Annotated in this window: 23 protein-coding genes; 7 read left to right on the top strand and 16 right to left on the bottom strand. The window is 71.7% G+C overall.

The features are described 5' to 3' along the window. Positions 1 to 203 precede the first annotated feature (203 nt). On the top strand, positions 204 to 1,598 hold the full coding sequence (locus O7616_RS22825) for an FAD-dependent oxidoreductase (RefSeq protein ID WP_282303854.1): 1,395 nt from the start codon (positions 204 to 206) through the stop codon (positions 1,596 to 1,598). Here the strand turns inward: O7616_RS22825 and O7616_RS22830 are convergent. Then, positions 1,555 to 2,385: a nucleotidyltransferase domain-containing protein gene (locus O7616_RS22830; protein WP_282303855.1), complete on the bottom strand. Its 831-nt coding sequence runs from the start codon at positions 2,383 to 2,385 to the stop codon at positions 1,555 to 1,557. The genes O7616_RS22825 and O7616_RS22830 overlap by 44 nt on opposite strands. A 302-nt stretch (positions 2,386 to 2,687) precedes the next feature. On the opposite strand from O7616_RS22830, the gene O7616_RS22835 reads away from it, so the two are divergent. Then, positions 2,688 to 5,519 (top strand): ricin-type beta-trefoil lectin domain protein, encoded by a 2,832-nt coding sequence (locus tag O7616_RS22835; protein WP_282303856.1) that lies wholly within the window; start codon positions 2,688 to 2,690, stop codon positions 5,517 to 5,519. Between the two features lie 46 nt (positions 5,520 to 5,565). Here the strand turns inward: O7616_RS22835 and O7616_RS22840 are convergent, their stop codons facing one another. Further along, positions 5,566 to 5,952, bottom strand: a complete 387-nt coding sequence (locus tag O7616_RS22840; protein ID WP_282259041.1) for a DUF2267 domain-containing protein — start codon at positions 5,950 to 5,952, stop codon at positions 5,566 to 5,568. Between the two features lie 179 nt (positions 5,953 to 6,131). Here O7616_RS22840 and O7616_RS22845 point away from each other — a divergent pair, with 179 nt between their 5' ends. The 4 genes from O7616_RS22845 to O7616_RS22860 all read left to right on the top strand — a co-directional run bounded on the left by O7616_RS22845 (position 6,132) and on the right by O7616_RS22860 (position 8,457). Then, positions 6,132 to 6,464, top strand: coding sequence for a nuclear transport factor 2 family protein (locus O7616_RS22845; RefSeq protein WP_282303857.1), 333 nt, complete (start codon positions 6,132 to 6,134; stop codon positions 6,462 to 6,464). Between the two features lie 31 nt (positions 6,465 to 6,495). Continuing rightward, positions 6,496 to 7,332: an oxidoreductase gene (locus tag O7616_RS22850; protein WP_282303858.1), complete on the top strand. Its 837-nt coding sequence runs from the start codon at positions 6,496 to 6,498 to the stop codon at positions 7,330 to 7,332. A 222-nt stretch (positions 7,333 to 7,554) separates the two neighbouring features. Then, positions 7,555 to 7,974 carry an ATP-binding protein gene (locus tag O7616_RS22855; RefSeq protein WP_282303859.1) on the top strand — a complete coding sequence of 140 codons (420 nt, stop codon included), beginning with the start codon at positions 7,555 to 7,557 and terminating at the stop codon, positions 7,972 to 7,974. A gap of 105 nt (positions 7,975 to 8,079) precedes the next feature. Beyond that, on the top strand, positions 8,080 to 8,457 hold the full coding sequence (locus O7616_RS22860) for a nuclear transport factor 2 family protein (protein ID WP_282303860.1): 378 nt from the start codon (positions 8,080 to 8,082) through the stop codon (positions 8,455 to 8,457). Positions 8,458 to 8,499: 42 nt separating this feature from the next. On the opposite strand, the gene O7616_RS22865 is transcribed toward O7616_RS22860, so the two are convergent. From O7616_RS22865 to O7616_RS22895, 7 genes are all read right to left on the bottom strand, one after another. Beyond that, on the bottom strand, positions 8,500 to 8,982 hold the full coding sequence (locus O7616_RS22865; RefSeq protein WP_282259037.1) for a molybdenum cofactor biosysynthesis protein: 483 nt from the start codon (positions 8,980 to 8,982) through the stop codon (positions 8,500 to 8,502). A 283-nt stretch (positions 8,983 to 9,265) separates the two neighbouring features. Further along, positions 9,266 to 9,958 carry an urea ABC transporter ATP-binding subunit UrtE gene (urtE, locus tag O7616_RS22870; protein ID WP_282259036.1) on the bottom strand — a complete coding sequence of 231 codons (693 nt, stop codon included), beginning with the start codon at positions 9,956 to 9,958 and terminating at the stop codon, positions 9,266 to 9,268. Then, the gene (gene urtD, locus O7616_RS22875; protein WP_282303861.1) at positions 9,958 to 10,734 is read right to left on the bottom strand and encodes an urea ABC transporter ATP-binding protein UrtD; all 777 of its coding nucleotides are present in this window, start codon (positions 10,732 to 10,734) and stop codon (positions 9,958 to 9,960) included. The genes urtE and urtD overlap by 1 nt, the downstream gene beginning before the upstream one ends. Next, on the bottom strand, positions 10,731 to 11,915 hold the full coding sequence (gene urtC / locus O7616_RS22880) for an urea ABC transporter permease subunit UrtC (RefSeq protein WP_282303862.1): 1,185 nt from the start codon (positions 11,913 to 11,915) through the stop codon (positions 10,731 to 10,733). The genes urtD and urtC overlap by 4 nt, the downstream gene beginning before the upstream one ends. Continuing rightward, positions 11,912 to 12,799 (bottom strand): urea ABC transporter permease subunit UrtB, encoded by an 888-nt coding sequence (gene urtB / locus O7616_RS22885; protein WP_282303863.1) that lies wholly within the window; start codon positions 12,797 to 12,799, stop codon positions 11,912 to 11,914. Before urtB ends, urtC begins: the two co-directional genes overlap by 4 nt. A 75-nt stretch (positions 12,800 to 12,874) precedes the next feature. Further along, positions 12,875 to 14,119, bottom strand: a complete 1,245-nt coding sequence (gene urtA, locus O7616_RS22890; protein WP_282303864.1) for an urea ABC transporter substrate-binding protein — start codon at positions 14,117 to 14,119, stop codon at positions 12,875 to 12,877. 419 nt (positions 14,120 to 14,538) lie between these two features. Further along, complete coding sequence (locus tag O7616_RS22895; protein ID WP_282259030.1) at positions 14,539 to 15,621, bottom strand: substrate-binding domain-containing protein; 1,083 nt, start codon at positions 15,619 to 15,621, stop codon at positions 14,539 to 14,541. 96 nt (positions 15,622 to 15,717) lie between these two features. Between O7616_RS22895 and O7616_RS22900 the strand changes: the two genes are divergently transcribed. Then, complete coding sequence (locus O7616_RS22900; RefSeq protein WP_282303865.1) at positions 15,718 to 16,182, top strand: MarR family transcriptional regulator; 465 nt, start codon at positions 15,718 to 15,720, stop codon at positions 16,180 to 16,182. A 21-nt stretch (positions 16,183 to 16,203) separates the two neighbouring features. Here O7616_RS22900 and O7616_RS22905 read toward each other — a convergent pair whose 3' ends face one another. From O7616_RS22905 to O7616_RS22935, 7 genes are all read right to left on the bottom strand, one after another. Then, complete coding sequence (locus tag O7616_RS22905) at positions 16,204 to 16,578, bottom strand: cupin domain-containing protein (RefSeq protein ID WP_282303866.1); 375 nt, start codon at positions 16,576 to 16,578, stop codon at positions 16,204 to 16,206. A 118-nt stretch (positions 16,579 to 16,696) separates the two neighbouring features. Beyond that, positions 16,697 to 17,413, bottom strand: coding sequence for an urease accessory protein UreD (locus tag O7616_RS22910; protein ID WP_282303867.1), 717 nt, complete (start codon positions 17,411 to 17,413; stop codon positions 16,697 to 16,699). Further along, the gene (ureG, locus tag O7616_RS22915) at positions 17,413 to 18,084 is read right to left on the bottom strand and encodes an urease accessory protein UreG (protein ID WP_282307703.1); all 672 of its coding nucleotides are present in this window, start codon (positions 18,082 to 18,084) and stop codon (positions 17,413 to 17,415) included. Before ureG ends, O7616_RS22910 begins: the two co-directional genes overlap by 1 nt. Before the next feature lie 91 nt (positions 18,085 to 18,175). Continuing rightward, positions 18,176 to 18,880, bottom strand: coding sequence for an urease accessory UreF family protein (locus tag O7616_RS22920; RefSeq protein ID WP_282303868.1), 705 nt, complete (start codon positions 18,878 to 18,880; stop codon positions 18,176 to 18,178). After that, the gene (locus O7616_RS22925) at positions 18,880 to 20,583 is read right to left on the bottom strand and encodes an urease subunit alpha (RefSeq protein ID WP_282303869.1); all 1,704 of its coding nucleotides are present in this window, start codon (positions 20,581 to 20,583) and stop codon (positions 18,880 to 18,882) included. Before O7616_RS22925 ends, O7616_RS22920 begins: the two co-directional genes overlap by 1 nt. Further along, positions 20,580 to 20,915, bottom strand: coding sequence for an urease subunit beta (locus tag O7616_RS22930; RefSeq protein ID WP_282303870.1), 336 nt, complete (start codon positions 20,913 to 20,915; stop codon positions 20,580 to 20,582). The genes O7616_RS22925 and O7616_RS22930 overlap by 4 nt, the downstream gene beginning before the upstream one ends. After that, positions 20,912 to 21,214 (bottom strand): urease subunit gamma, encoded by a 303-nt coding sequence (locus O7616_RS22935; RefSeq protein WP_278139873.1) that lies wholly within the window; start codon positions 21,212 to 21,214, stop codon positions 20,912 to 20,914. The genes O7616_RS22930 and O7616_RS22935 overlap by 4 nt, the downstream gene beginning before the upstream one ends. Positions 21,215 to 21,292 lie beyond the last annotated feature (78 nt).

Raw genomic sequence — 21,292 nt, forward strand, 5'->3', positions numbered from 1 at the left:
AGCGGTGATCAAGTGATGAAAAGTAGCTCGGAAAGGGCCGGAAGACCTCCTTTTCATCACTTGATCAAGGGACGGGTGGCGGCTAGGGCGGATTCTGCGGAGAACCCGGTCGCCACGCACGTCGGAGCTGTCAGGCTGGGCTGACCGTCGCGTACCAGCCAGCGGCGTGCGCCAGCCTGCCCGCCCGCCGAGAGGAGCAGCCGGTGACCGACCGACCGGAGGAGTTCGACCTGCTCGTCGTGGGCGGCGGCAAGGCCGGCAAGACGTTGAGCATGGATGTCGCTCGGTCCGGGCAGCGGGTCGCCATGGTCGAGCGCGGCATGATCGGTGGCAGCTGCATCAACGTGGCGTGCATCCCGACGAAGGCACTGGTGACCAGCGCACGGGCGGCCCGCCAGCTGCGCGACGCGGGCGCGCTCGGCCTGGTGGTGCAGGGCGGCCAGGTCGACGTCGACCTGCTGCGGGCGCACAAGCAGGACGTGGTCGAGGGGATGGTGGCCGCCAACCGGCAGCAGTTCCTCGACTCCGGCCTGCATCTGGTGATCGGCGAGGCCCGGTTCGTCGGTCCACGGACGGTGCGGGTGTCGCTCGCCGACGGCGGCGAGCGGGTGCTGCGCGGCGCGAACGTGGTGATCAACACGGGTACGCGTCCGCACCTGCCCTCGGTGCCCGGGATGGCCGAGGCCGGGGTGTTGACCAGCGACACGCTGCTGCGCCTGGACCGGGTTCCGGCCCGGTTGGTGGTGCTCGGCGGCGGCACCGTCGGGGTGGAGTTCGCGCAGATGTTCGCGTCGTTCGGCAGCGCGGTGACGCTGGTCGAGGGCGGGCCGCGGCTGCTCACCCGCGAGGATCCCGACATCAGTGACGCGGTGATGCGGGTCTTCGTCGACGACGGCATCGACGTACGGGTGGGTGTCGCGGTCTCCCGGCTCGACCGGGACGCCGACGGCGCGCTGCGGGTGACGCTCGACGACGGCAGCGCGGTGATCGGGGACGACGTGCTGGTGGCCGCCGGCCGGGAACCGGTCACCGACTCCCTCGACCTGGACGTGGCCGGCGTACGCCTCAGCGAGCGGGGCTTCGTGGAGGTCGACGAGCACCTGCGCACCAGCGCCGAGCGCACCTGGGCGGCCGGAGACGTCGCCGGCAGCCCGCAGTTCACCCACGTCTCGCTGGACGACTACCGGATCATCCGGGCGAACCTCGCGGGTGGACAGCGCAGCACCGCCGACCGGCTCATCCCGTACACCGTCTTCACCACCCCGGAGCTGGCCCGGGTCGGGCTCACCGAGGCCGAGGCGCGTCGCGCCGGGTACGACGTCCAGGTGGCCCGCCTACCGGTCGCCGCGATCCCCCGGGCACGCACCCTGCGGCAGACCCAGGGCATGTGGAAGGCGGTCGTCGACGTGGGCACCGACCGGATCCTCGGTGCGGCGCTGCTCGGCCCCGAGGCCGGAGAGGTGATCACGTCGGTGCAGTTGGCCATGCTCGCCGGAATGCCGTGGACCGCTCTGCGCGACGCGGTCATCACCCACCCGACCATGACCGAGGGTCTCAACCTGCTCTTCGCCTCGTTGCAGTCCCGCCCGGTCCGCTGACCGAGGGCTCGACGGCCTCCTGGCCGGCGATCTCGTCGCGTACCCGTTGTTGGAAGGCGCGGGCCTGCGCGCCGGTCGGTGGCGGGCCGCCGTGGCGGGCGGCGACCGCGCGGTGGATCACCTCGGTCCGGTCACCGGTGTCGACCAACCGCTGACCGGCCGCGACCTTGGCGAGCCAGACGCCGTCTCGGTGCCGCACCAGTGACCGGCAGGCGCCGAGCACCGCGTCCTCCGTACCGGGCGCGGGCTGGTCGTCCGGTGGTGTCGGCAGGGCGAGCCACCAGGTCAACGCCTCGACGAGCAGCCGACGCAGGTCGGCCGCCGTGAGGTCGGCGAAGACCTCACTGGCCGGCGGTCCGAGCAACGGCAGACCGCTCTGGTGCAGGATGCTGCGGTCCAGCCCGTACCAGAAGCGCCCGTCGGCGGCCGGCCGGTCGGCCGGGTCGAGTGTGCGCCGGAACGGCATGGTGGCACCCGTGTTGAGTTCGACCTCGAAGCCGGGCTCGGGTGTGCCTGAGGCGGCCACCGCCCGGTCGTAGACCACCAGCTCCAGTCCTCGTGCCGGGCAGGGCAGCGCCTCGTGCCGCAGCCGCGCCACCAACTCCCGTTTGGCCGCCTCGGCGAGCGGCCCGGCGCTGACCAGCGCCACGTCCACGTCGCTGCGGCCGGGTTGGTAGGCGCCCAGCCCCACCGAGCCGGCGGCGTACGCGCCGACCAGGTCGGCCCCGAGTACGTCCCGGGCGGCGGCGACCAGGTTGTCGAGGTAGTGCGCGAGTACGGAGTCCACGCGCTCATGGTGGCGTGCGGACGACGACGGCCCGACGTCGGGGCCGTGGGACGTAGGGACCGCCGCACCGGGCATTCCGTGTCAACTACCGCGAACTTTCGCACGAGCATCGGCAACTTTTGATGAATCGGGGTGAAGACATGGACACCCAGATCGAAACACCTTAATGTCTCGACCCATCCACCCGGTGTTTCCGCAATGTCACTCGTCGGCGTCGAGGGCGTTACGGCACCGGGCCGACGGCCTCCCTCACCGCTGCTCCTCGCCCGGCCGTCGGACACTCCACCGCCTCTGGAGGAACGATGGGCACACGCCTGCTACGCCGAATCCGCAAACCCGCCCTCGGTACGCTCGCACTCGTCCTCACCGCCGGCCTCTGGGCCGCTCCGGCCACCGCCGCCCCCGCCCAGGAACCGGGTGTCACGCTGCGCGTCTTCGACGTGCAGGTGCCGCTGTCCGAGATCTGCACCCTCAAGCCGGCGCAGACCCCCAACGTGGACAAGCTGATGTCCACAGTCAACTGGACCTCGGCGGCCGACTTCGGCTTCGAGGACAACTTCGTCTCGCAGGTGCTCGGCAACATTTCCACCACCCAGGCCGGCAGCTACACGTTCCGGCTCAGCAGCGACGACGGGTCCAAACTGTCGATCGACAACGCTGTGGTGATCAACCACGACGGGTTGCACGGCGCGACCCCGCCCAAGGAGGGCACCGTCACGCTCACCGCCGGACTGCACCCGCTGCGCATCGACCACTTCGAGCGGGGCGGTGGGCAGCAGATCACCCTCGAGTGGAGGACGCCCGGCTCGTCGTCCTTCGTGGTCGTACCGAACTCGGCGCTGAGCACCGACGCCGGCGTGGTGCGGGTGACCGCACCGGGACGCAAGGAGTGCGAGGGGATCACCGACTCCCCCGGTGACGGCCTGCCCCTGACCGGCGTCCACCCCGGCTACACGCTGACCAACCTGCGGCCCAGCGGGTTCCAACCGAAGGTCACCGGCATGGACTGGCTGGCCGACGGGCGGCTGGTCGTCTCCACCTGGGGAGGCAGCGACCAGTCCGGCACCTCCCAGGACGGCGAGGTGTGGATCCTCGGCAACACCGGCGGATCGACCAGCCCGGGCAACGTCACCACCAAGAAGATCGCCGGTGGGCTGAAGGAGCCGATGGGGTTGAAGGTCGTCGACGGGGTGGTCTACGTCTCGGAGAAGCAGCGGCTCACCCGGCTGGTGAACACCGGCGGCGACGAGGTGGCCGAGCGGCTGGAGACGGTCGCCACCTGGCCGTACGGGGGCAACTTCCACGAGTTCGCCTTCGGCCTGCTCTACTCCGACGGGTTCTTCTACCTGAACCTCTCGGTGTCGATCAACTCTGGCGGCGCCACCACCAACCCGCAGCCCGCCACCAACCGGGGCACCACCCTCAAGGTCGACAAGGACACCGGCGCGGTCAGCTACGTCGCCGGGGGCCTGCGCACCCCGCACGGCATCGGGTGGGGCCCGGAGGGCGGCATCTTCGTCACGGACAACCAGGGCGGTTGGCTGCCCTCGTCGAAGCTCCTGCACGTCAAGCAGGGCCGCTTCTTCAACCACTTCACGAACCCCGCCGGCCCGTTCGACACCAACCCGGTCACTCCTCCGGTGCTGTGGATGCCGCAGAACGAGATCGCCAACTCGCCCAGCACCCCGCTGTACCTGACCAGCGGCCGATACGCCGGCCAGTTCGTCATCGGCGACGTGACCTACGGCGGTCTCCAGCGCGCCAACGTGGAGAAGGTCAACGGCGAGTACCAGGGCGCCCTGTTCCGGCTCACCCAGGGCCTGGAGGCGGGTGTCTCCGAGGTCAACGTCGGTCCGGACGGCGCGATCTACGTCGGCGGGCTCGGCGCGGGCGGCAACTGGGGCCAGACCGGCAAGCTGGCGTACGGCCTGCAGAAGCTCACCCCGAACAGCACCACGACCTTCGAGATGCTCGCCATGCGCGCCACCACCGCCGGCTTCGAGGTGGAGTACACCCAGCCCGTGTCGGCGGAGACCGCCGCCGACCTGGCCGCGCGTTACAAGATCAAGCAATGGAGGTACGTGGCGACGTCGAACTACGGCGGTCCGAAGATCGACGAGGAGACGCTCACCGTCACCTCAGCCACCCTCTCGTCGGACGGCAGGAAGGTCAACCTGGCGGTGGCCGGTCGCAAGGCGGGCCACGTGGTCCACCTGCGCTCGCCACGACCGTTCACCTCCACCAGCGGTCAGTCACTGTGGAGCACCGAGGCGTGGTACACGCTCAACGCCATCCCGGGCGTCACCCCACCGCCCGGTGACGGGACCAACCTGGCGCTCAACAAGCCGGCCGTCGCGGACAGCTCCTGCTCGACGAGCGAGGGCCCGGCCAAGGCCGTCAACGGCAGTGTGACCGGCGACAACAGTGACAAGTGGTGCTCGAAGGGCACCAACAGGTACCTCCAGGTCGACCTGGGCGCCAGCCACACGGTGAACCGGGTGGTGGTCAAGCACGCCGGGTCCGGCGGTGAGGACCCGGCCTGGAACACCCGGGACTTCACGATCGCGTCCAGCGCCGACGGCACGACCTGGACCACCCGCGCCACGGTCACCGGCAATACCGCGAGCACCACCACCCACAACCTGGTCGCGCCGGGCACCCGCCACGTCCGGTTGGCGATCACCACACCGACCAGCACGACCGACACGGCCGCGCGGATCTACGAGCTGGAGGTGTACGCGAGCGCCGGCGCGCCGGGCAGCATCACCGGCGTCGGCGGCAAGTGCCTGGACGTGGACAACGCGGGCACCGCCGACGGCACGAAGGTGCAGCTGTGGACCTGCAACAACACCGCGGCCCAGTTGTGGAGCCGCGTCGGTGACACGTACCGCGCGCTGGGCAAGTGCCTGGACGTGGACAACGCCGGCACCGCCGACGGCACCAAGGTGCAGCTGTGGACCTGCAACGGCACGGGTTCGCAGGTGTGGCAGCCGCAGTCCGACGGGTCGCTGCGCAACCCGCAGTCGGGCAAGGTCCTCCAGGCCGCCGGCGGTGGCACCGCCGACGGGACGCAGATCCAGATCGGCACCAACACCGGCGCCGCCCACCAGAAGTGGGTGGTCAACGCCACCTGACGACGGAGGGGCCGGACCGGATCACCGGTCCGGCCCCGCGCCCGCGTCAGGGGCCGTGCGGCAGCGGCTGCGCCAGCGCCCGCAGATCCGCCGGGAGCTGGGCCAGCGCGTCCTCGAACTCGCGGTGCCCGACCACCCGGTGCATCGTCTGGAGAACCGCCCGGGTGCCCCGCTCGGCGGCCGCGCGGTCGATACCGGCCCGGTCGGCGACCCGGCGCAGGAACTCGTCGAAGCCGAACGCCTCCGGCGGCTCGGCGGCCTTGACCAGCAGTGGGCTCAGCTCGTCGGCCAGGTGCGGGGCCAACGCGCCCGCCTCACCGCCGCTGAGCCGCTCGGTGAGGGTCCGCAGAACGGCCTCGGTCAGTGGGCGCGCCTGCTCCGGCGGGACCCCCGCCCGTGCCGCGACCTTGTCGACGAACCCCAGCTCGGCCATGCCCCCGCCCTTCGTCCCGGAGACGCGTGGCTACCCGGGGCCCCCGACGGCAAACCCCGGCAGCCGCGGCGGGATCGTTCTGGTGGTTGCTCCGCGCGGCACCGTCCCCGTCTCGTACCGTGAGGTCGGACCGGGAATCCGACGGCTGCCGACGGCGGCCCGTGCCGCAGGAGGAGCAGATGGCCGTCGACCTACCCGACGTGATCGACAGGTACTTCCGGGCCGTCAACGACCGGGACCTGGACGCCTTCGTCGCCTGCTTCGCGGACAACGCGACCGTCGCCGACGAGGAGCGGCTGTACGACGGGCGGGCCTCGATCCGCGCGTGGCGGCAGAAGACGATGGACGCCTACGCGTACACCGCCGAGCCGGTCCGGGTGACCTCGCAGGCGGGCGACTCGTACCTGGCCCTCACCCGGGTCACCGGCGACTTCCCCGGCAGCCCCGTCGAGCTGCGATACCGGTTCACCCTGCGCGACGGCCTGATCGGCGCCCTGGACATCCGCCCGTAGCCGCCGGAGACCGCCTGACGGGAGAAGCGACGTGCCGCGAGTATGGCTCATCACCGGTTGTACCCGAGGTCTCGGCCGAGCCCTCGCCGAAGCCGTGCTGGCCGACGGCGACCGACTCGTCGCCACCGCACGGAACCCGGCACAGCTCGAAGCCCTCCGCGACCGGTACGGCGACCAGGTCCAGCCGATAGCCCTCGACGTCACCGACCCGGCCGCCGCCCGCGACGCGGTCCGCACCGCCGTGGACGGGTTCGGTCGCCTGGACGTCCTGGTGAACAACGCCGGGTACGCCGACGTCGCCGCGATCGAGGACATCACGGAGGACGACTTCCGCGCGCAGATCGACGCGAACTTCTACGGGGTGGTCAACCTGTCCCGCGCCGCGCTTCCGACGATGCGGGAGCAGGGGCGGGGGCACATCGTGCAGATCTCCAGCGTCGGCAGCCGGGTCGCCAGCATCGGCCTGGGGGCCTACCAGGCCGCGAAGTGGGCGGTCAGCGGCTTCTCCGGTGTGCTCGCCAGGGAGGTCGCGGCGTTCGGGATCCGGATCACCAGCATCGAGCCGGGCGGGCTGCGCACCGACTGGGCCGGCTCGTCGATGAGTGAGTTGCCGATCAGCGAACCGTACCGCCCGGTCATCGACCCGGCCGTGCAGCGGCTGCGTCAGGGCAGCGGCAACCAGCCCGGGGATCCGGTCCGCGCCGCACAGGCGATCATCCGGATCACCCAGGTCGACGACCCGCCGCTGCGGTTGCTGCTCGGCGCCGACGCGGTGGCGGCCGCCTCGGCGGCCGCCGAGGCGCTCGCGGCGTCCGACGCGCGGTGGCGGGAGCTGAGCGAGTCCATCGCCTTCGACGCGGCACCCTGAGCGCGCTGGTGCCGGACCGACGACGGGTTTCGGGCCGGCCCGCAGGCGATCGGCCGCCGAACGGAGGAACGGGTGCGGCCCGGCGGATGACATGATGTGGCGACAACGGCTCCGGCACGAGAAGGGTTGTTGCTGTCCGATGGCGCACTTCGGGGCTCGCACGTCCACGGCGACCGGCCCGATCGTGGTGGCTCCGACCGGCGACCCGCGACCGGAGGGCTGATGCCGGCCGAACGACGGGACACCGTCATCGAGCAGAGCGTCCCCGCCCCGTTCGCGGAGACCATGACCTACCGGGTGGCGACCGACGTGCGGGCGCTGCGCGCGTTCGTCAGCGCCGGAGCACTGGCCCGGGGGTTGCCGCCGCACCGGGTGGAGTTGCTGACGCTGGCGGTCAGCGAGCTGGCCTCCAACACGTTGCAGCACACCACCGGCGGCGGCCGGGTCGTGCTCTGGGCCGAATCGGGCCACCTGTTCTGCGACGTCGTCGACCGGGGCCCTACCCGGAGGTTCGGCCAGGGCCTGCCGGCGACCGACGCGGTACGGGGCCGTGGGCTGGCGATCGTGGAGCAGATCTGCGACGAGGTCACCGTGCTCACCGGCGCCGGGGAGACCGTCGTACGGATTCGCCTGGCCCTGTGAGTGGCCACGGCGATCCACTCCCTTCCCGGCCAGGTGAGCTGCCACAATGCGGACAGACCGGCCCGACTGTGGAACCGGGTCGACCCTGACCGGGAGGACCGCACGATGCCGGACAGCGCACGCGAGGCAGAGCTGCTCGACGCCGAACGCACCCTCCAGGCCGCCCAGCGGGCCGGTGACGTCGACGCCCTCGACCAACTGCTCGTCGACCAACTGATCTGCGTCGGCCCGGACGGTCGCACGTACACCAAGCAGGACGACCTGTCGGAACACCGGGAGCGCCGCTCGGTGGTACGGGAGCTGGTCGAGGAGGAGCTGGACCTGCTCGTCGTCGGCTCGACCGGGGTGACGTTCTTCCTGGGCCGGGTTGCCGGGACCTTCGACGGATCGCCGTTCTCGGCTCGCCTGCGCTACACCCGCACCTGGATCCACGACGACCTGCACGGCTGGCGGGTCCTCGCCGCGCACATCAGCCCGGTCTGACCCGGGTCGGGGTCGTCTCCTCGGTCGCGTCGACGGCCGACCTCACGTGGACGCCCGCTCGATGCTGACCTCGATCGGCCCGACGCGCAGGGTGCCGTCGGTGAGTGGGGTGCAGCGGATGCCACCGGTGGTGCGCAGGGCCTTCCAGGCACCCGGTCCGACGGTGACGTCCATCCAGGCGCAGGGCCGGGCCGCCCGGTTGACCCGGAGGCTGACCGGGCCGTCTCCGGAGTCCAGCACCAGCACTCTGCCGATCAACTCGTCCACGGCGATGCCGGTGGTGAGGATGTTGCGCCGGACCTCGGCCAGACCGATGTCGACCGGCAGCGACTCCTGGGCGATGACGGTGACGCTGGCGTCGCGGTGTGCCTGCTGGCCGAAGTAGCGGTCGCCGACGATGCCGAGACCGGCCCGGATCCGGACCGCGTCGACCAACTCACCGGGCGGCGCCGGTGCCGGGCCGTCGGCGGGCCGGCCCAGGAAACGGTGCACGGGCGAGGCCAGCAACTCGACGATTTCCGGCATGGCAGGAATTGTACGAAGCGGGCATGGCCTCGCGGAGCAGGTCGACGGACGATCGGGCCGTCGCCGGGCTGTCGCTTCACCAGGGGAGCGGTCTGGACGTGCAAGCCCTCGGGCTGTGGGCGCGGCGGGCAGTTACCGTCGGTCACCTCAGCGGGGGCAGATGCGGCAGTGAGCGGTATACCTCAGAGTCATAATTATGACTCTGAGGTATACCGCTCGACACCATGCCGACCTCGCGGGCTGGCCGAAGTGGATCGCGAGCGCGTCGTGAACGGTCGGCGGCTCACACGGCCAGGGCCGCGCGAACCTCCCGTTCCGCCGTGACACCCCCGTCGCCGTGCGAGGTGACCCGGCCGGATTCCAGCACCTGGTAACGGTCCGCCACCCGCAGCGCGAACCCGAGGTGCTGCTCCACGAGGAGCACGCTGAACCCGGACTGCCGGGTCAGCTCGACGATCCGTTCCTGGATCTCCGCGACCACCGACGGCTGGATGCCCTCGGTCGGCTCGTCCAGCATCAGCAGCCTCGGCCGGGTGATCAGAGCGCGGGCGATGGCCAACTGCTGACGCTGACCTCCGGAGAGCAGCCCGGCGCGACGCCGCAGCAGCGACCGCAACGCGGGGAACAGGTCCAGCACCTCGGCGGTGGCCACCGCGCCGTCGCGCCGGCCGTCGGCGACCAGTCGCAGGTTCTCCGCGGCGGTCAGGTGCGGGAAGCACTGTTGACCCTGCGGGACGTACGCCATCCCCCGCGCCACCCGCTCGTGCGGGCCGAGGCGGGTGACGTCCTCGCCGTCCAACTCGATCGTGCCGGCGCTCGGGCGCAGCAGCCCGGCGGCGACCCGCAGCAGGGTGCTCTTACCGGCACCGTTGTGCCCGAGCACCGCGGCGACCCCGTCGGGCGGGACGGCCAGGTCGACACCGTGCAGCACCCGGCTGCGGCCGTACCCCGCGTGCACCCCTCGCAACGTCAGCATCACGCCTCCTGGCCGGTACGGGCCGACCCGGCGTCGACCGGGTGGCCGAGGTAGACCTCCTGCACGCGCGGGTCCGCCTGCACCTGCGCCACAGTGCCCTCGCTGAGCACCCGACCGGCGTGCAGCACGGTGACGCTGCGCGCGAACCGGCGGAGGAAGTCCATGTCGTGCTCGATCACGACGACGGTGCGGTCCCGGCTCACCGTCTCCAGCAGCGTCCCGGTCGCGTCGCGTTCCTCGTGGCTCATGCCGGCGACCGGCTCGTCGAGCAGCAGCAGCCGCGCGTCCTGCACCAGCAACATGCCGATCTCCAACCACTGTTTCTGGCCGTGCGCGAGCGTCCCGGCGAGGTGGTCGGCCCGGTCGGCCAGGCCGATGGTGTCCAACGCGGCGGCCACCTCGTCGGGAACGCCCCGACGGCGGCGCGCCAGGGTCACCCAGCCGCGCCGGGCGCCCGCCGCGATGTCGAGGTTCTGCAACACCGACAGCTCCTCGAAGACCGTCGAGGTCTGGAAGGTGCGGCCGATGCCCATCCGGCTGATCCGGTGCACCGGGCGGCCCAACAGCTCGTCGTCGCCGAACCGGACCGAGCCGGTGGCCCGGACCAGGCCCGTGATCGCGTCGACCAGGGTGGTCTTGCCGGCCCCGTTCGGCCCGATCAGGAAACGGATGTCACCGGCGGGCACCTCCAGGGACACGCCGTCGACGGCGGTGAAGCCGTCGAAGCTGACCCGCACGTCGCGGACGGAGAGCCCGTCCGACCGGTCGTCGCTCATGCCGCCGGCACCTCCGGCTCGGCGCGTCGCCGACCCGGTGGCGACCACCACCGTCGGGCCGGTCCGGCGCTGCCGTCACGGCGGCGGGCCAGCGCCCACAGCGACGCCAGGCCGCCGGGTAGGAACGCCACCACGACCACGAAGAGCAACCCTTGGAGGTACGTCCAGGTGCCCGGGAACCGCTCCGAGAGGGCGGTACGCGCCCAGGCCACCGCCACCGCGCCGAGCACCGGGCCGAGCAGGGTGGCCCGGCCGCCGACCGCGACGCCGATGACGAACTCGATCGACGGGACGATACCGATCAGCGCGGGCGAGATGATGCCGACCGCGGGGACGAACAGCGCTCCGGCCAGGCCGGCCATCCCGGCCGCGACCACGTACGCGACCAACTTCACCGACGCCGGGTCGTAGCCGAGGAAGCGCACCCGTTCCTCGCCGTCGCGGACCGCCACCAGCAGCTCCCCGTAGCGGCTCTGGATGAGCTGACGGGCCAGCGCGAGCAGTGCCAACAGGGTGCCGGCGATGATGAAGTAGACCATCCGTTGGTTGACCGGGTCGTCCAGGTCGTAGCCGAAGAACCCCTTGATGTCGGTGAGCCCGTTGGTGCCGCCGGTGGTGCCCTGCTGGCCGATCAGCAGGATCACCATCGCGGCGGCGAGCGCCTGGCTGAGGATGGCGAAGTACGCGCCCCGGACGCGGCGGCGGAACACCAGCGAGCCCAGACCGAAGGCCACCGCCATCGGCAGCAGGACCGTCGCCGGCAGCGCGAACCAGGGGCTGGCGAACGGCCGCCACCACAGGGGCAGTTCGTCGAGTTGCCCGTACAGCTGCATGAAGTCGGGCATCCCACCGGGACCCGCGTCGGCGAGCTTGAGGTGCATGGCCATCGCGTAGCCGCCGAGGCCGAAGAAGACGCCCTGGCCGAGGGTGAGCATGCCGCCCCGGCCCCAGGCGATCCCGATGCCGACCGCGACCATGGCGACGCAGAGGTACTTGGCGAGCAGGGACAGCCGGAAGTCCGACAACACCAGGGGCGCGACGGCGAACAGCAGCGCCGCGCCGAACGCGAAGCCGGCCGCCGTGCGCAGCCGGGATCGGCGCGCGGGCGGGCCCGGTGGCGTGGCCCCGGCGGGTGCGGGGCGGACGGCGGTGCTGGGCGGCGCGGGGGTGACGGCGGTCATGCGAGGCTCCTGGTCCGCAGGGTGAACAGGCCCTGTGGCCGCCACTGGAGGAACGCGACGATCGCCACGAAGACGATCACCTTGGCGACGCTGAGGGTGGTGAGGTACTCCCCGGTGGCCTGGAGGACGCCGAGGGCGAAGGCGACGATCACGCTGCCCTTGAGCTGGCCGATCCCGCCGACCACGACGACCAGGAAGGCATCGATGATCAGGTTGGTGCCCATGGTCGGGCCGATCGGGCCGAGCAGGGTGAGCGCCACACCGGCGAGCCCGGCCAACCCGGACCCGACGAAGAAGGTCGTCCGGTCGACCCGGGAGGTGGCGATGCCGGACACCGCGGCGAGGTCGCGGTTCTGCACCACCGCGCGGATGCGACGCCCGAGGGGGGTGAGCCGTAGCGCCAGGGTGAGCGCCGCGACGGCGGCCAGTGCGAGAGCCAGGATGAACAGCCGGTTGTTGGCGACGGTCAGCCCGCCGGGAAGCGCCACGTTGCCGGTCAGCAGCTCCGGCGCGCGGGTCTGCACGTTCGGGCTGCCGAAGATGTCCCGGGCCAGCTGTTGCAGCATCAGGGACACGCCCCAGGTGACCAGCAGGGTGTCCAGCGGTCGGGCGTACAGCCGGCGGATGAGCAGCAGCTCCAGCAGTGCGCCCATGGTGCCGGCGACGACGAACGCCACGGGTAGCGCGATCACCAGTGACCAGCCGGCCCCGGTGATGCTCTGCTGGAGGACATAGGTGGTGTACGCGCCGGCCATGATGAACTCACCGTGCGCCATGTTGATCACGTTCATCTGGCCGAAGGTCAACGCGAGGCCGAGCGCGATGAGCAGCAACACCGCGCCGATGCTGATGCCGGTGAAGAGTTGACCGAAGAGGACTGTCACGGTGGGGTCTCCGAACTGCTGGTCGGGTGGCCCGGGTGGGGTGTGCGGCAACACGCCCCGCCCGGGCCGGCGTCGTCAGCTCAGGCCGCTCGCCCACGGGTAGGTCTTGAGGTACGGGTCCGGTGCGACCGGCTTACCGGAGTTCCAGACCTCGGTGATCAGACCGTCCGCGCCGATCTTGCCGATCCGCGCGGTCTTGGCGATGTGCTGGGTCTTCCCGTCCACCGTGACCATGCCCTCCGGCGCGTCGAAGGTGATCCCGTCCGACGCGGAGCGGACCTTCTCGACGTCGAAGACGCCGGCCTTCTCGACCATCGCCTTCCACAGGTACACGGCGACGTACGCGGCTTCCATCGGGTCGCTGGTCGGCTTGTCCGCCCCGTACTTCGCCTTGTACGCGGCCACGAACTTCGTGTTCGCCGCTCCCGGGGTGGTCTGGTAGTAGTTCCAGGCGGTCAGCTGCCCCTCCAGGTACTGGGTGCCGATGCCCTTGACCTCCTCCTCGGCGATCGACACCGACACCACCGGCATGGCGGTGGCGGTCAGACCGGCGGACTTGTACTCCTTGAAGAAGGCCACGTTGCTGTCGCCGTTGAGCGTGTTGAAGACGGCCGCGGCCCCGGACGACTTGACCTTGTTGACGATGGTGCCGAACTCGGTGGATCCGAGCGGCGCGTAGTCCTCACCGGAGACCGTCATGCCGTTCGCGGCCGCGTACGCCTTGATGATTTTGTTGGCGGTGCGGGGGAAGACGTAGTCGCTGCCGACCAGATAGACCGACTTGACACCCTGCGACTTGAGGTAGTCGAGCCCGGGAACGATCTGCTGGTTGGTGGTCGCGCCGGTGTAGAAGATGTAGGGCGACTGTTCGAGCCCCTCGTACTGCACCGGGTAGAACAGCAGCGCCTTGTTCTTCTCGAACACCGGTTTGACGGCCTTGCGGCTGGCCGAGGTCCAGCAGCCGAAGACGGCGGCGACGCGGTCCTCGGAGATGAGTTTCTCCGCCTTCTCGGCGAACGTGGGCCAGTCGGAGGCGCCGTCCTCACCGACCGGCTGGATCTTCTTTCCGAGGACGCCGCCGGCCGCGTTGATCTCCTCGATGGCGAGCATGATGGAGTCGCGGACGGTGACCTCGCTGATGGCCATCGTGCCGGAGAGCGAGTTGAGCAGGCCCACCTTGACGGTGTCGCCGGAGACGTCGGCGGTGACGCCGGACGCGTTGCCCGCGTCGTTGGTCTTGCTGCCGCACGCGGTCATCGCGGCCGCGGCGACCAGGGTCATGGCACCCGCCAGGATGCGGCGGCCGGGGAACAGTGACATCTACTCTCCCTGCGGTGCACTCAGGTGGCAAAAGGACGGTCGGTGCGGTCCGGTGGAGCTGACGTGGGCGACGCCGGGACCGACGGGTGGACGTCGAACCGGGTATCGACTCGGATATGGGCACCGAAAGCGTCGACCGGCATCATTGCGCGAGTGTTTCCCGGTCCTTAATTGACTGTTTCCGCGCAGCCGACCAGGCGCCCACGAAAAAACGGCCGGCACCGTCGGAGAAACGGTTACGGCCGCTCAGAGAGGCTGGGAAAAGGCGTCACCACAATGGTCGGAGACGATTTCACCGACCGGGGACGCGAATTGGTGGAATCCGACCCCGAGGGCAGATCCTTCACACAGGAAGCATCTTAGGTCCGGATCGGGTACGACTGTCAAGGGTCCGGTCGACCCGTTCCGGCGGACCGGACTCAGAGTTGGGCGAGCACCGTGAAGTCGAGCCCGTCGGCCTCGGCCAGATAGATGCGCTGACGTACGTGCCGACGGCGCAGCCGCAACCGCCCGCGTGGCCCGTGGTACGCCACCGTGTCCGCCGCCGTCTCGATGGCCCGGACGTCCAGCGTGCGGGCCTGACCGATCAGCGCGGCGAGGAGCATCACGCCCTCGTAGCAGGACTCCCCCAGGCTGCCCAGCGGCGGCGCCTCCACCCCGAAACGACTGGCGAACTCACCGTGGAAGTCGAGGTTCTCCTGGGTCACCAGCCCGGCGAAGAAACCCGCCGTGCTGTACAACCGCCGCGTCGCGCCGGCGCCGCTGGCCAACAGCATGTTCTCGTCCATCAACGTGCTCAGACGCAGGCAGCGCTGGTCCAGCCCGGAACGGGCGAACGCCCTGTTGAACCGCACCGCGTCCGCCCCGACCAGCAGCATCAGCACCGCGTCCGCGTCGCTGTGCTCGATGCGCCGCAACACTTCGCCGAAGTCGTGCGCGTCCAACGGCAGGAAGTGTCGACCCACCACCTGCCCGCCTTCGCGCACCGCGTACCGCATCGCCGCCCGGGCCGTCCGGCGGGGCCAGACGTAGTCGTTGCCGACCACGAACCAGCGACGCACCCGGTTCTCCCTGGACAGCAGCCGCATCGCGGGCCACAGTTGGGCGTCCGGCGTCTCGCTGGTCAGGAAGACCCCCTCGGTGCGTTCACCGCCCTCGTAGAGTGCGGTGTAGACGTACGGCACCCGGTGCGCGACGCGGGGTGCCAGCGCCTGGCGCACCGACGAGATGTGCCACCCCGTCACCCCCTGCACGGCCCCCACCGACACCAACGCCTCGACCTCGGCGGCCACCTCGGCCGGAGGCGCGCCGCCGTCGACCGGCACCAGCCGCAGCTCGCGACCCAGCACACCGCCAGACCTGTTGACCTCCTCCACCGCGAGCTGCGCGCACAGCTCGCAGGTGGGGCCGAACATCCCGCCCGGCCCGCGCATCGGGTAGACCAGCGCGATGCTGACCACGGCACGGTCGACGGTCAGCCACGGCGGTGCCGGAGCGGACATGAGCACATGATTGCCCGACCCACGACCGAAGGCCAGAGCTCACCACGGACCGGGACGGCTCGGTACCATGGCGGGGCCACCGGACCAGGGAGTCGCATGTCAGACGTGCCCGGGGCGCCAGCCGACCTGCTGCGCTCGCTCACCCGCGCCGAACGGCTGCTCTCCCGCCGGTTGGGCGCCGTGCTGGCCGACGACGCGCTGACCATCGAGGCGTGGCGGGTGCTCTGCCTCCTCGCCGACGGCCAGGGTCACCCGATGAGCGAGGTGTCCGCCGAGGCGTCGCTGCCTCCGGGCACCCTCACCAAACTGGTCGACCACCTCGTCGACCGTAATCTCGTCTTCCGGCGGATCGACCCGATGGACCGTCGGCGGATCCGCGCCTACCTGACGGCCCGTGGCCGACGCGAGCACGAACGCCTCGACCAGCGGGTCCGGGCCAGCCTCGCCGAGCTGGGCGTTGCGACCGACAGCGGCCTGGTCGAGCGGCTCGACGACCTGGTCGACCGCCTCGACCCGACGCGCCGTGGCGACCGTGCCGACGCGACCGGCGTACGCCGCTGACCCGCGCCGTTCCGCCGGTTCTCACTCGACCTTGGTGAGCAGCGGTTTGCCCTTCTCCACGACGTACGTGGCCAGTTCGACGGCGACCCCGCCGCCGACGTTCCTCGCCTGGTGGTGGACGCCGTACGGCACGGTGAGGGCGTCACCGACGTTGCACACCACGGGTGGCTGACCCTCGAGCGTGTATTCCAGGGATCCCTGGAGCACGCAGATGATCTCCTCGCCGGGGTGGAAGTGCGTGAACGGCGGCGAGTCCGGCGTGAACTCCACCCGACTCTGGACGACCTCGCGTCCGGGAATGCTGAGGTCGTGCCGCTGCAGGTCGACGCGCCACAGGCCCGGCGCCCCCTCCACCGCCGTCGGACTGATGCCCTCGGGTCGATCGTCTCCACTCATCACGGCCTCCTGTGCACCGCCGCACGCGACCGGCAGTCGCGGGTGCTTTCGACCATATGGGGCGGCGGACCCGTCCCGGGCGATGATGCCGAACACGAAGGCCCGGAACCGCATCTCCTCACGGAGTGAGCTGGGCACGCAGGGTGTGCGCGTCCGGGGCGGTGGCGGTCCAGAGTGTCGCCGGGCCGCCGGCCAGGGGCAGTCGGGCGACCGTCTCGTCGACAGTCGCGGGCTCGACGGGTCGCGATTCGTCGACCAGCAGCAACGAACCGGTGGCCGACGCGCCACCGAGCACAGCGGGTCCGGCCCAGCCGGGCGCGTGCGGTCCCACCGCCAGGGACTGGCGCAGCAGCGGCCGATCCGCGTAGTCGACGTGCGTGTGCACGACCGCGCCGCCGGGCGCCTCACCGTACCGGCCGCAGATCAGCTCGTCGCGCCACCGCAGGACCGCCCCGGCGGCCAGTTCGATCCGGGACTCGGCGAGGTGCGCGCAGCCGGCCGCCGCCACCAACTGCTCGGGAAGCCAGTGCAGGGTGGCTCCGGCGTGCACCACCGCCCGTACCGTCATCCTCGACACCGCGCCCGGTCGGCCCGGCAGGGCGATCGAGGCGGCGACGGTGTGCACCCGCACCGCCGCGCCCGGGCCCACCTCGATCTCCAGCCGCAGATCGTCACCGGCGAGCGGGCCGGCCGCCCCGCCGACGAGGTGCACCGTGGCGACACCACCGTCGGCGGGGGTCCGGCGCAGCAGCAGCGGCGTCTCGCCGCGCAGCTCGACCAGTGTCGTGCCGCCCCGGCCGTCGGCTCGGGCGACCAGCCGGGCGCGCGCACGCATCAGACCGGCTCCACCGGCACGGTGAGGGGGTGCAGGGCGGCGTGGTGGGCCAGCTCGTGCCGGATCCAGTCGGCGACGCGGCTCGCCGTCGGGTCACCGACGATGGACAGGAAGACGGTCGGCAGGTCGCCCCGTCGAGCCCGCGCGTCCCGGTCCATCACCGCCAGGTCGGCGCCCACCAGCGGCGCCAGATCGGTCTTGTTGATGACGAGGAGGTCGGCGGCGGTGACCCCCGGCCCGCCCTTGCGGGGCACCTTGTCGCCCCCCGCCACGTCCACCACGAAGATCTGCCGGTCCACGAGCCCCCGGCTGAAGGTCGCGGTCAGGTTGTCGCCACCGCTCTCCACCAGGACCAGGTCCAACGGGCCGACCGCCTCGGCCAGTTCGTCGACGGCGTCCAGGTTCGCGCCGATGTCGTCCCGGATCGCCGTATGCGGGCAGCAGCCGGTCTCCACCGCGCGGATTCGGGCCGGGTCCAGAACTCCGGCCCGCCGCAGGAAGTCGGCGTCCTCGGTGGTGTAGATGTCGTTGGTCACCACCCCGAGCCGCAGCTCGTCGGCGAAGGCCCGGCAGAGCGCGGCCACCAGGGCCGTCTTGCCGGACCCGACCGGGCCGCCGATGCCGACCCGCAGGGCACGGCCCGGACGCGGCAGCGGCGGGTGCGGATCCACCCCCGGCTCGGGATGGGTGTGTGGAACGGTCTCGTCGTGCGGCACGGCGGTCGACAGCAGTATGGACGACTCGGCAGTGGGCGCAGCGGTGTCAGGACGCAAAGAGACGCACCTCCCAGGTGGCATGGATCTCGGCATGGATGTCGGCGAGCGGAGCGGCGGCGGCCGGCAGCCGCTCCGGTGGACCGTCGGCGGCCCGCGCCGCGTCGGCAGCGGTGCCGTCGCAGGCGTCGGCGAGACCGACCAGCAGGGCCTGGACCCGGTACGGGTCGAGGCCGAGCAGACGTACGCCGGCGCTGGCCGCCCCGGTGACCGTCCCGTACGCGGCGACGGTGGCGGTGTCGAGGCGGGACAGCCCGGCAGCGGCGCAGAGCAGCCCGAGCACCAGCGGTTGGTGCACTCCGCACGGCGTCGCGGGCAGGTCCCCGAACGGGGCGTCCGGCCAGATGGCCCGGCCGGCACGCAGCAGCGCCCGGCCCTGCCGGCGGGAGACCTCCCGCAGTGTCGGTGCGGCGGTACGCGCGTCCAGCTCCGCGTCGAGCCGGGCCAGCGTGCTCGACCGGGCCGCCTCGTCCGCCCCGGAGGTGGCGGTGGTGGCGGCCCGGTGTGCGGCAGCCGCGAACGCCGCACCGACCAGACCGGCGGTGGCCAACCGTCCGGCGACGAACTGCTCCAACGTCGCCAGGTCGGTGACCCGACCGGCGGCCACGGCCGCCTCCAGACCGCCGGAGTGCGCGTGCGCCCCGGCCGGGAAGCGCCCGTCGGCCACCAGCAACAGCAGGCTCGGCGTCGCCATCAGAACAGGAAGTACCGCTGGGCCATCGGCAGCCGGGTCACCGGGTCCGGCTCCACCACCACCCCGTCGATCCGCACGGTGAAGGTGTCCGGCTCCACCTCGATGCGCGGCATGGCGTTGTTCTCCGGCAGGTCGGCCTTGCCCCGCGAGCGCACGTCGCCGACCGGCACGACCCGCCGTCGTACGTCCAGGCGCAGGCCGGCGTCGAGCGCCGCCGGCGCCACGAAGGCCAGGCTGGTGGCCGCCGCCGCGGCACCGTACGCCCCGAACATCGGTCGGGGCAGCATCGGCTGCGGCGTGGGGATGGACGCGTTGGCGTCACCCATCTGGGCGTACGCGATCATGCCGCCCTTGAGCACCAGGTGCGGTCGTACGCCGAAGAACGCCGGATCCCAGAGCACCAGGTCGGCGAGTTTGCCGGGCTCGACCGAGCCGATCTCCCGTTCCAGCCCGTTCGCCATGGCCGCGCAGATGGTGTACTTCGCCACGTACCTGCGGGCCCGGTGGTTGTCGGCGGCCCCGTCGCCCGGCAGCGCGCCCACCCGGTCCTTCATCACGTGCGCGCTCTGCCAGGTCCGCAGGATCACCTCGCCGACCCGCCCCATCGCCTGCGCGTCCGAGCCGATGATGGAGATCGCGCCGAGGTCGTGCAGCAGGTCCTCGGCGGCCATCGTGGACGGTCGGATCCGGCTCTCCGCGAAGGCCAGGTCCTCCGGCACGGACGGGTTGAGGTGGTGGCAGACCATCAACATGTCCAGGTGCTCGGCGAGGGTGTTGGCGGTGTACGGCCGGGTCGGGTTGGTCGACGACGGCAGCACGTTCGGTTCGCCGGCCACCGTGATGATGTCCGGTGCGTGCCCACCTCCGGCACCCTCGGTGTGGTACGAGTGGATCGCCCGGCCGCCGATCGCGCGCAGGGTGTCGGCGACGAAACCGGCCTCGTTGAGGGTGTCGGTGTGGATCGACACCTGGACCCCGGACGCGTCCGCGACCCGCAGGCAGGCGTCGATCGCCGCCGGGGTGGTGCCCCAGTCCTCGTGCAGCTTGAAGCCGCCCGCACCGGCCCGCAACTGCTCCCACAGCGCCTCCTCCGAGACGGTGTTGCCCTTTCCGAGCAGCAGCACGTTGACCGGCATCGTGTCCAGCGCCTCGTGCATCCGGGCCAGGTGCCAGCCGTTCGGGGTGACGGTCGTGGCCCGGGTCCCCTCGGCGGGCCCGGTACCGCCGCCGACGAGCGTGGTGATGCCACTGGCCAGGGCCTCGGTGACGATCTGCGGGCAGATGAAGTGCACGTGGGTGTCGACCGCGCCGGCGGTGAGGATCCGCCCGTTACCGGCGATCACCTCGGTCGACGGGCCGATCACCAGGTCGGGGTGGACACCGGGCATGGTGTCCGGGTTGCCGGCGCGGCCCAGCGCCACGATCCGTCCGTCGCGCAGGCCCACGTCGGCCTTGACCACACCCCAGTGGTCGAGCACCACCGCACCGGTGACGACGGTGTCCAGGGCCCCCTCGGCGCGGGTCGCCCGGGACTGGCCCATCGACTCGCGGATCACCTTCCCGCCACCGAAGACCGCCTCGTCACCACCCACGCAGTGGTCGGCCTCCACCTCGATCAGCAGGTTGGTGTCGGCCAGCCGGATCCGGTCCCCGGTCGTCGGCCCGTACAGGTCGATGTAGCGGTCCCGCCGCACGGCGCTCATCGCGACGACCCGTCGGACGGTGACCGGTCCAGCGGTCCGGCGCATTCGCCGCGCAGACCCGGCACGACGCGCGCACCGCCGAGCGGGACGAGGTCGACGCTGCGGCTGATGCCCGGTTCGAACCGGACCGAGGTGCCCGCCGGTACGGCGAGCCGCTGCCCCCAGGCGGCGTCCCGGTCGAACGCCAGCGCCGGGTTGGCCTCGGCGAAGTGGTAGTGCGAGCCGACCTGCACCGGCCGGTCGGCGGTGTTGACGACGAGCACCGTGGTCACCGGGCGGCCCGCGTTGATCTCGACCGGGTCGGCCGCCGGCAGGATCTCACCCGGGATCACGGGATCGGGTGGTGCACCGTCACCAGCTTGGTGCCGTCCGGGAACGTCGCCTCCACCTGCACCTCCCTCAGCAGCTCGGGGATGCCGTCCTGGACGTCGTCCCGGCCGAGCACGGTCCGACCGGCGGACATCAGGTCGACCACGGACCGGCCGTCACGGGCCCCTTCGAGCAGGAACGCGGTGATGATCGCGACGGCTTCGGGGTAGTTGAGGCGCAGGCCGCGCTCGCGGCGGGCGCGGGCGACATCGGCCGCCACGTGGACGAGCAGGCGGTCCTGCTCGTGCGGGCTGAGGAACACGGGGCTTCTCCCGGTGGGATCGGCGTGCCCGGCTCGTCGGCGGCCCGCGGGGAGCCGCGCCGGGCGGCAACACCCGGG

The sequence above is a fragment of the Micromonospora sp. WMMD964 genome (assembly GCF_029581455.1).
Lineage (GTDB): Bacteria > Actinomycetota > Actinomycetes > Mycobacteriales > Micromonosporaceae > Micromonospora.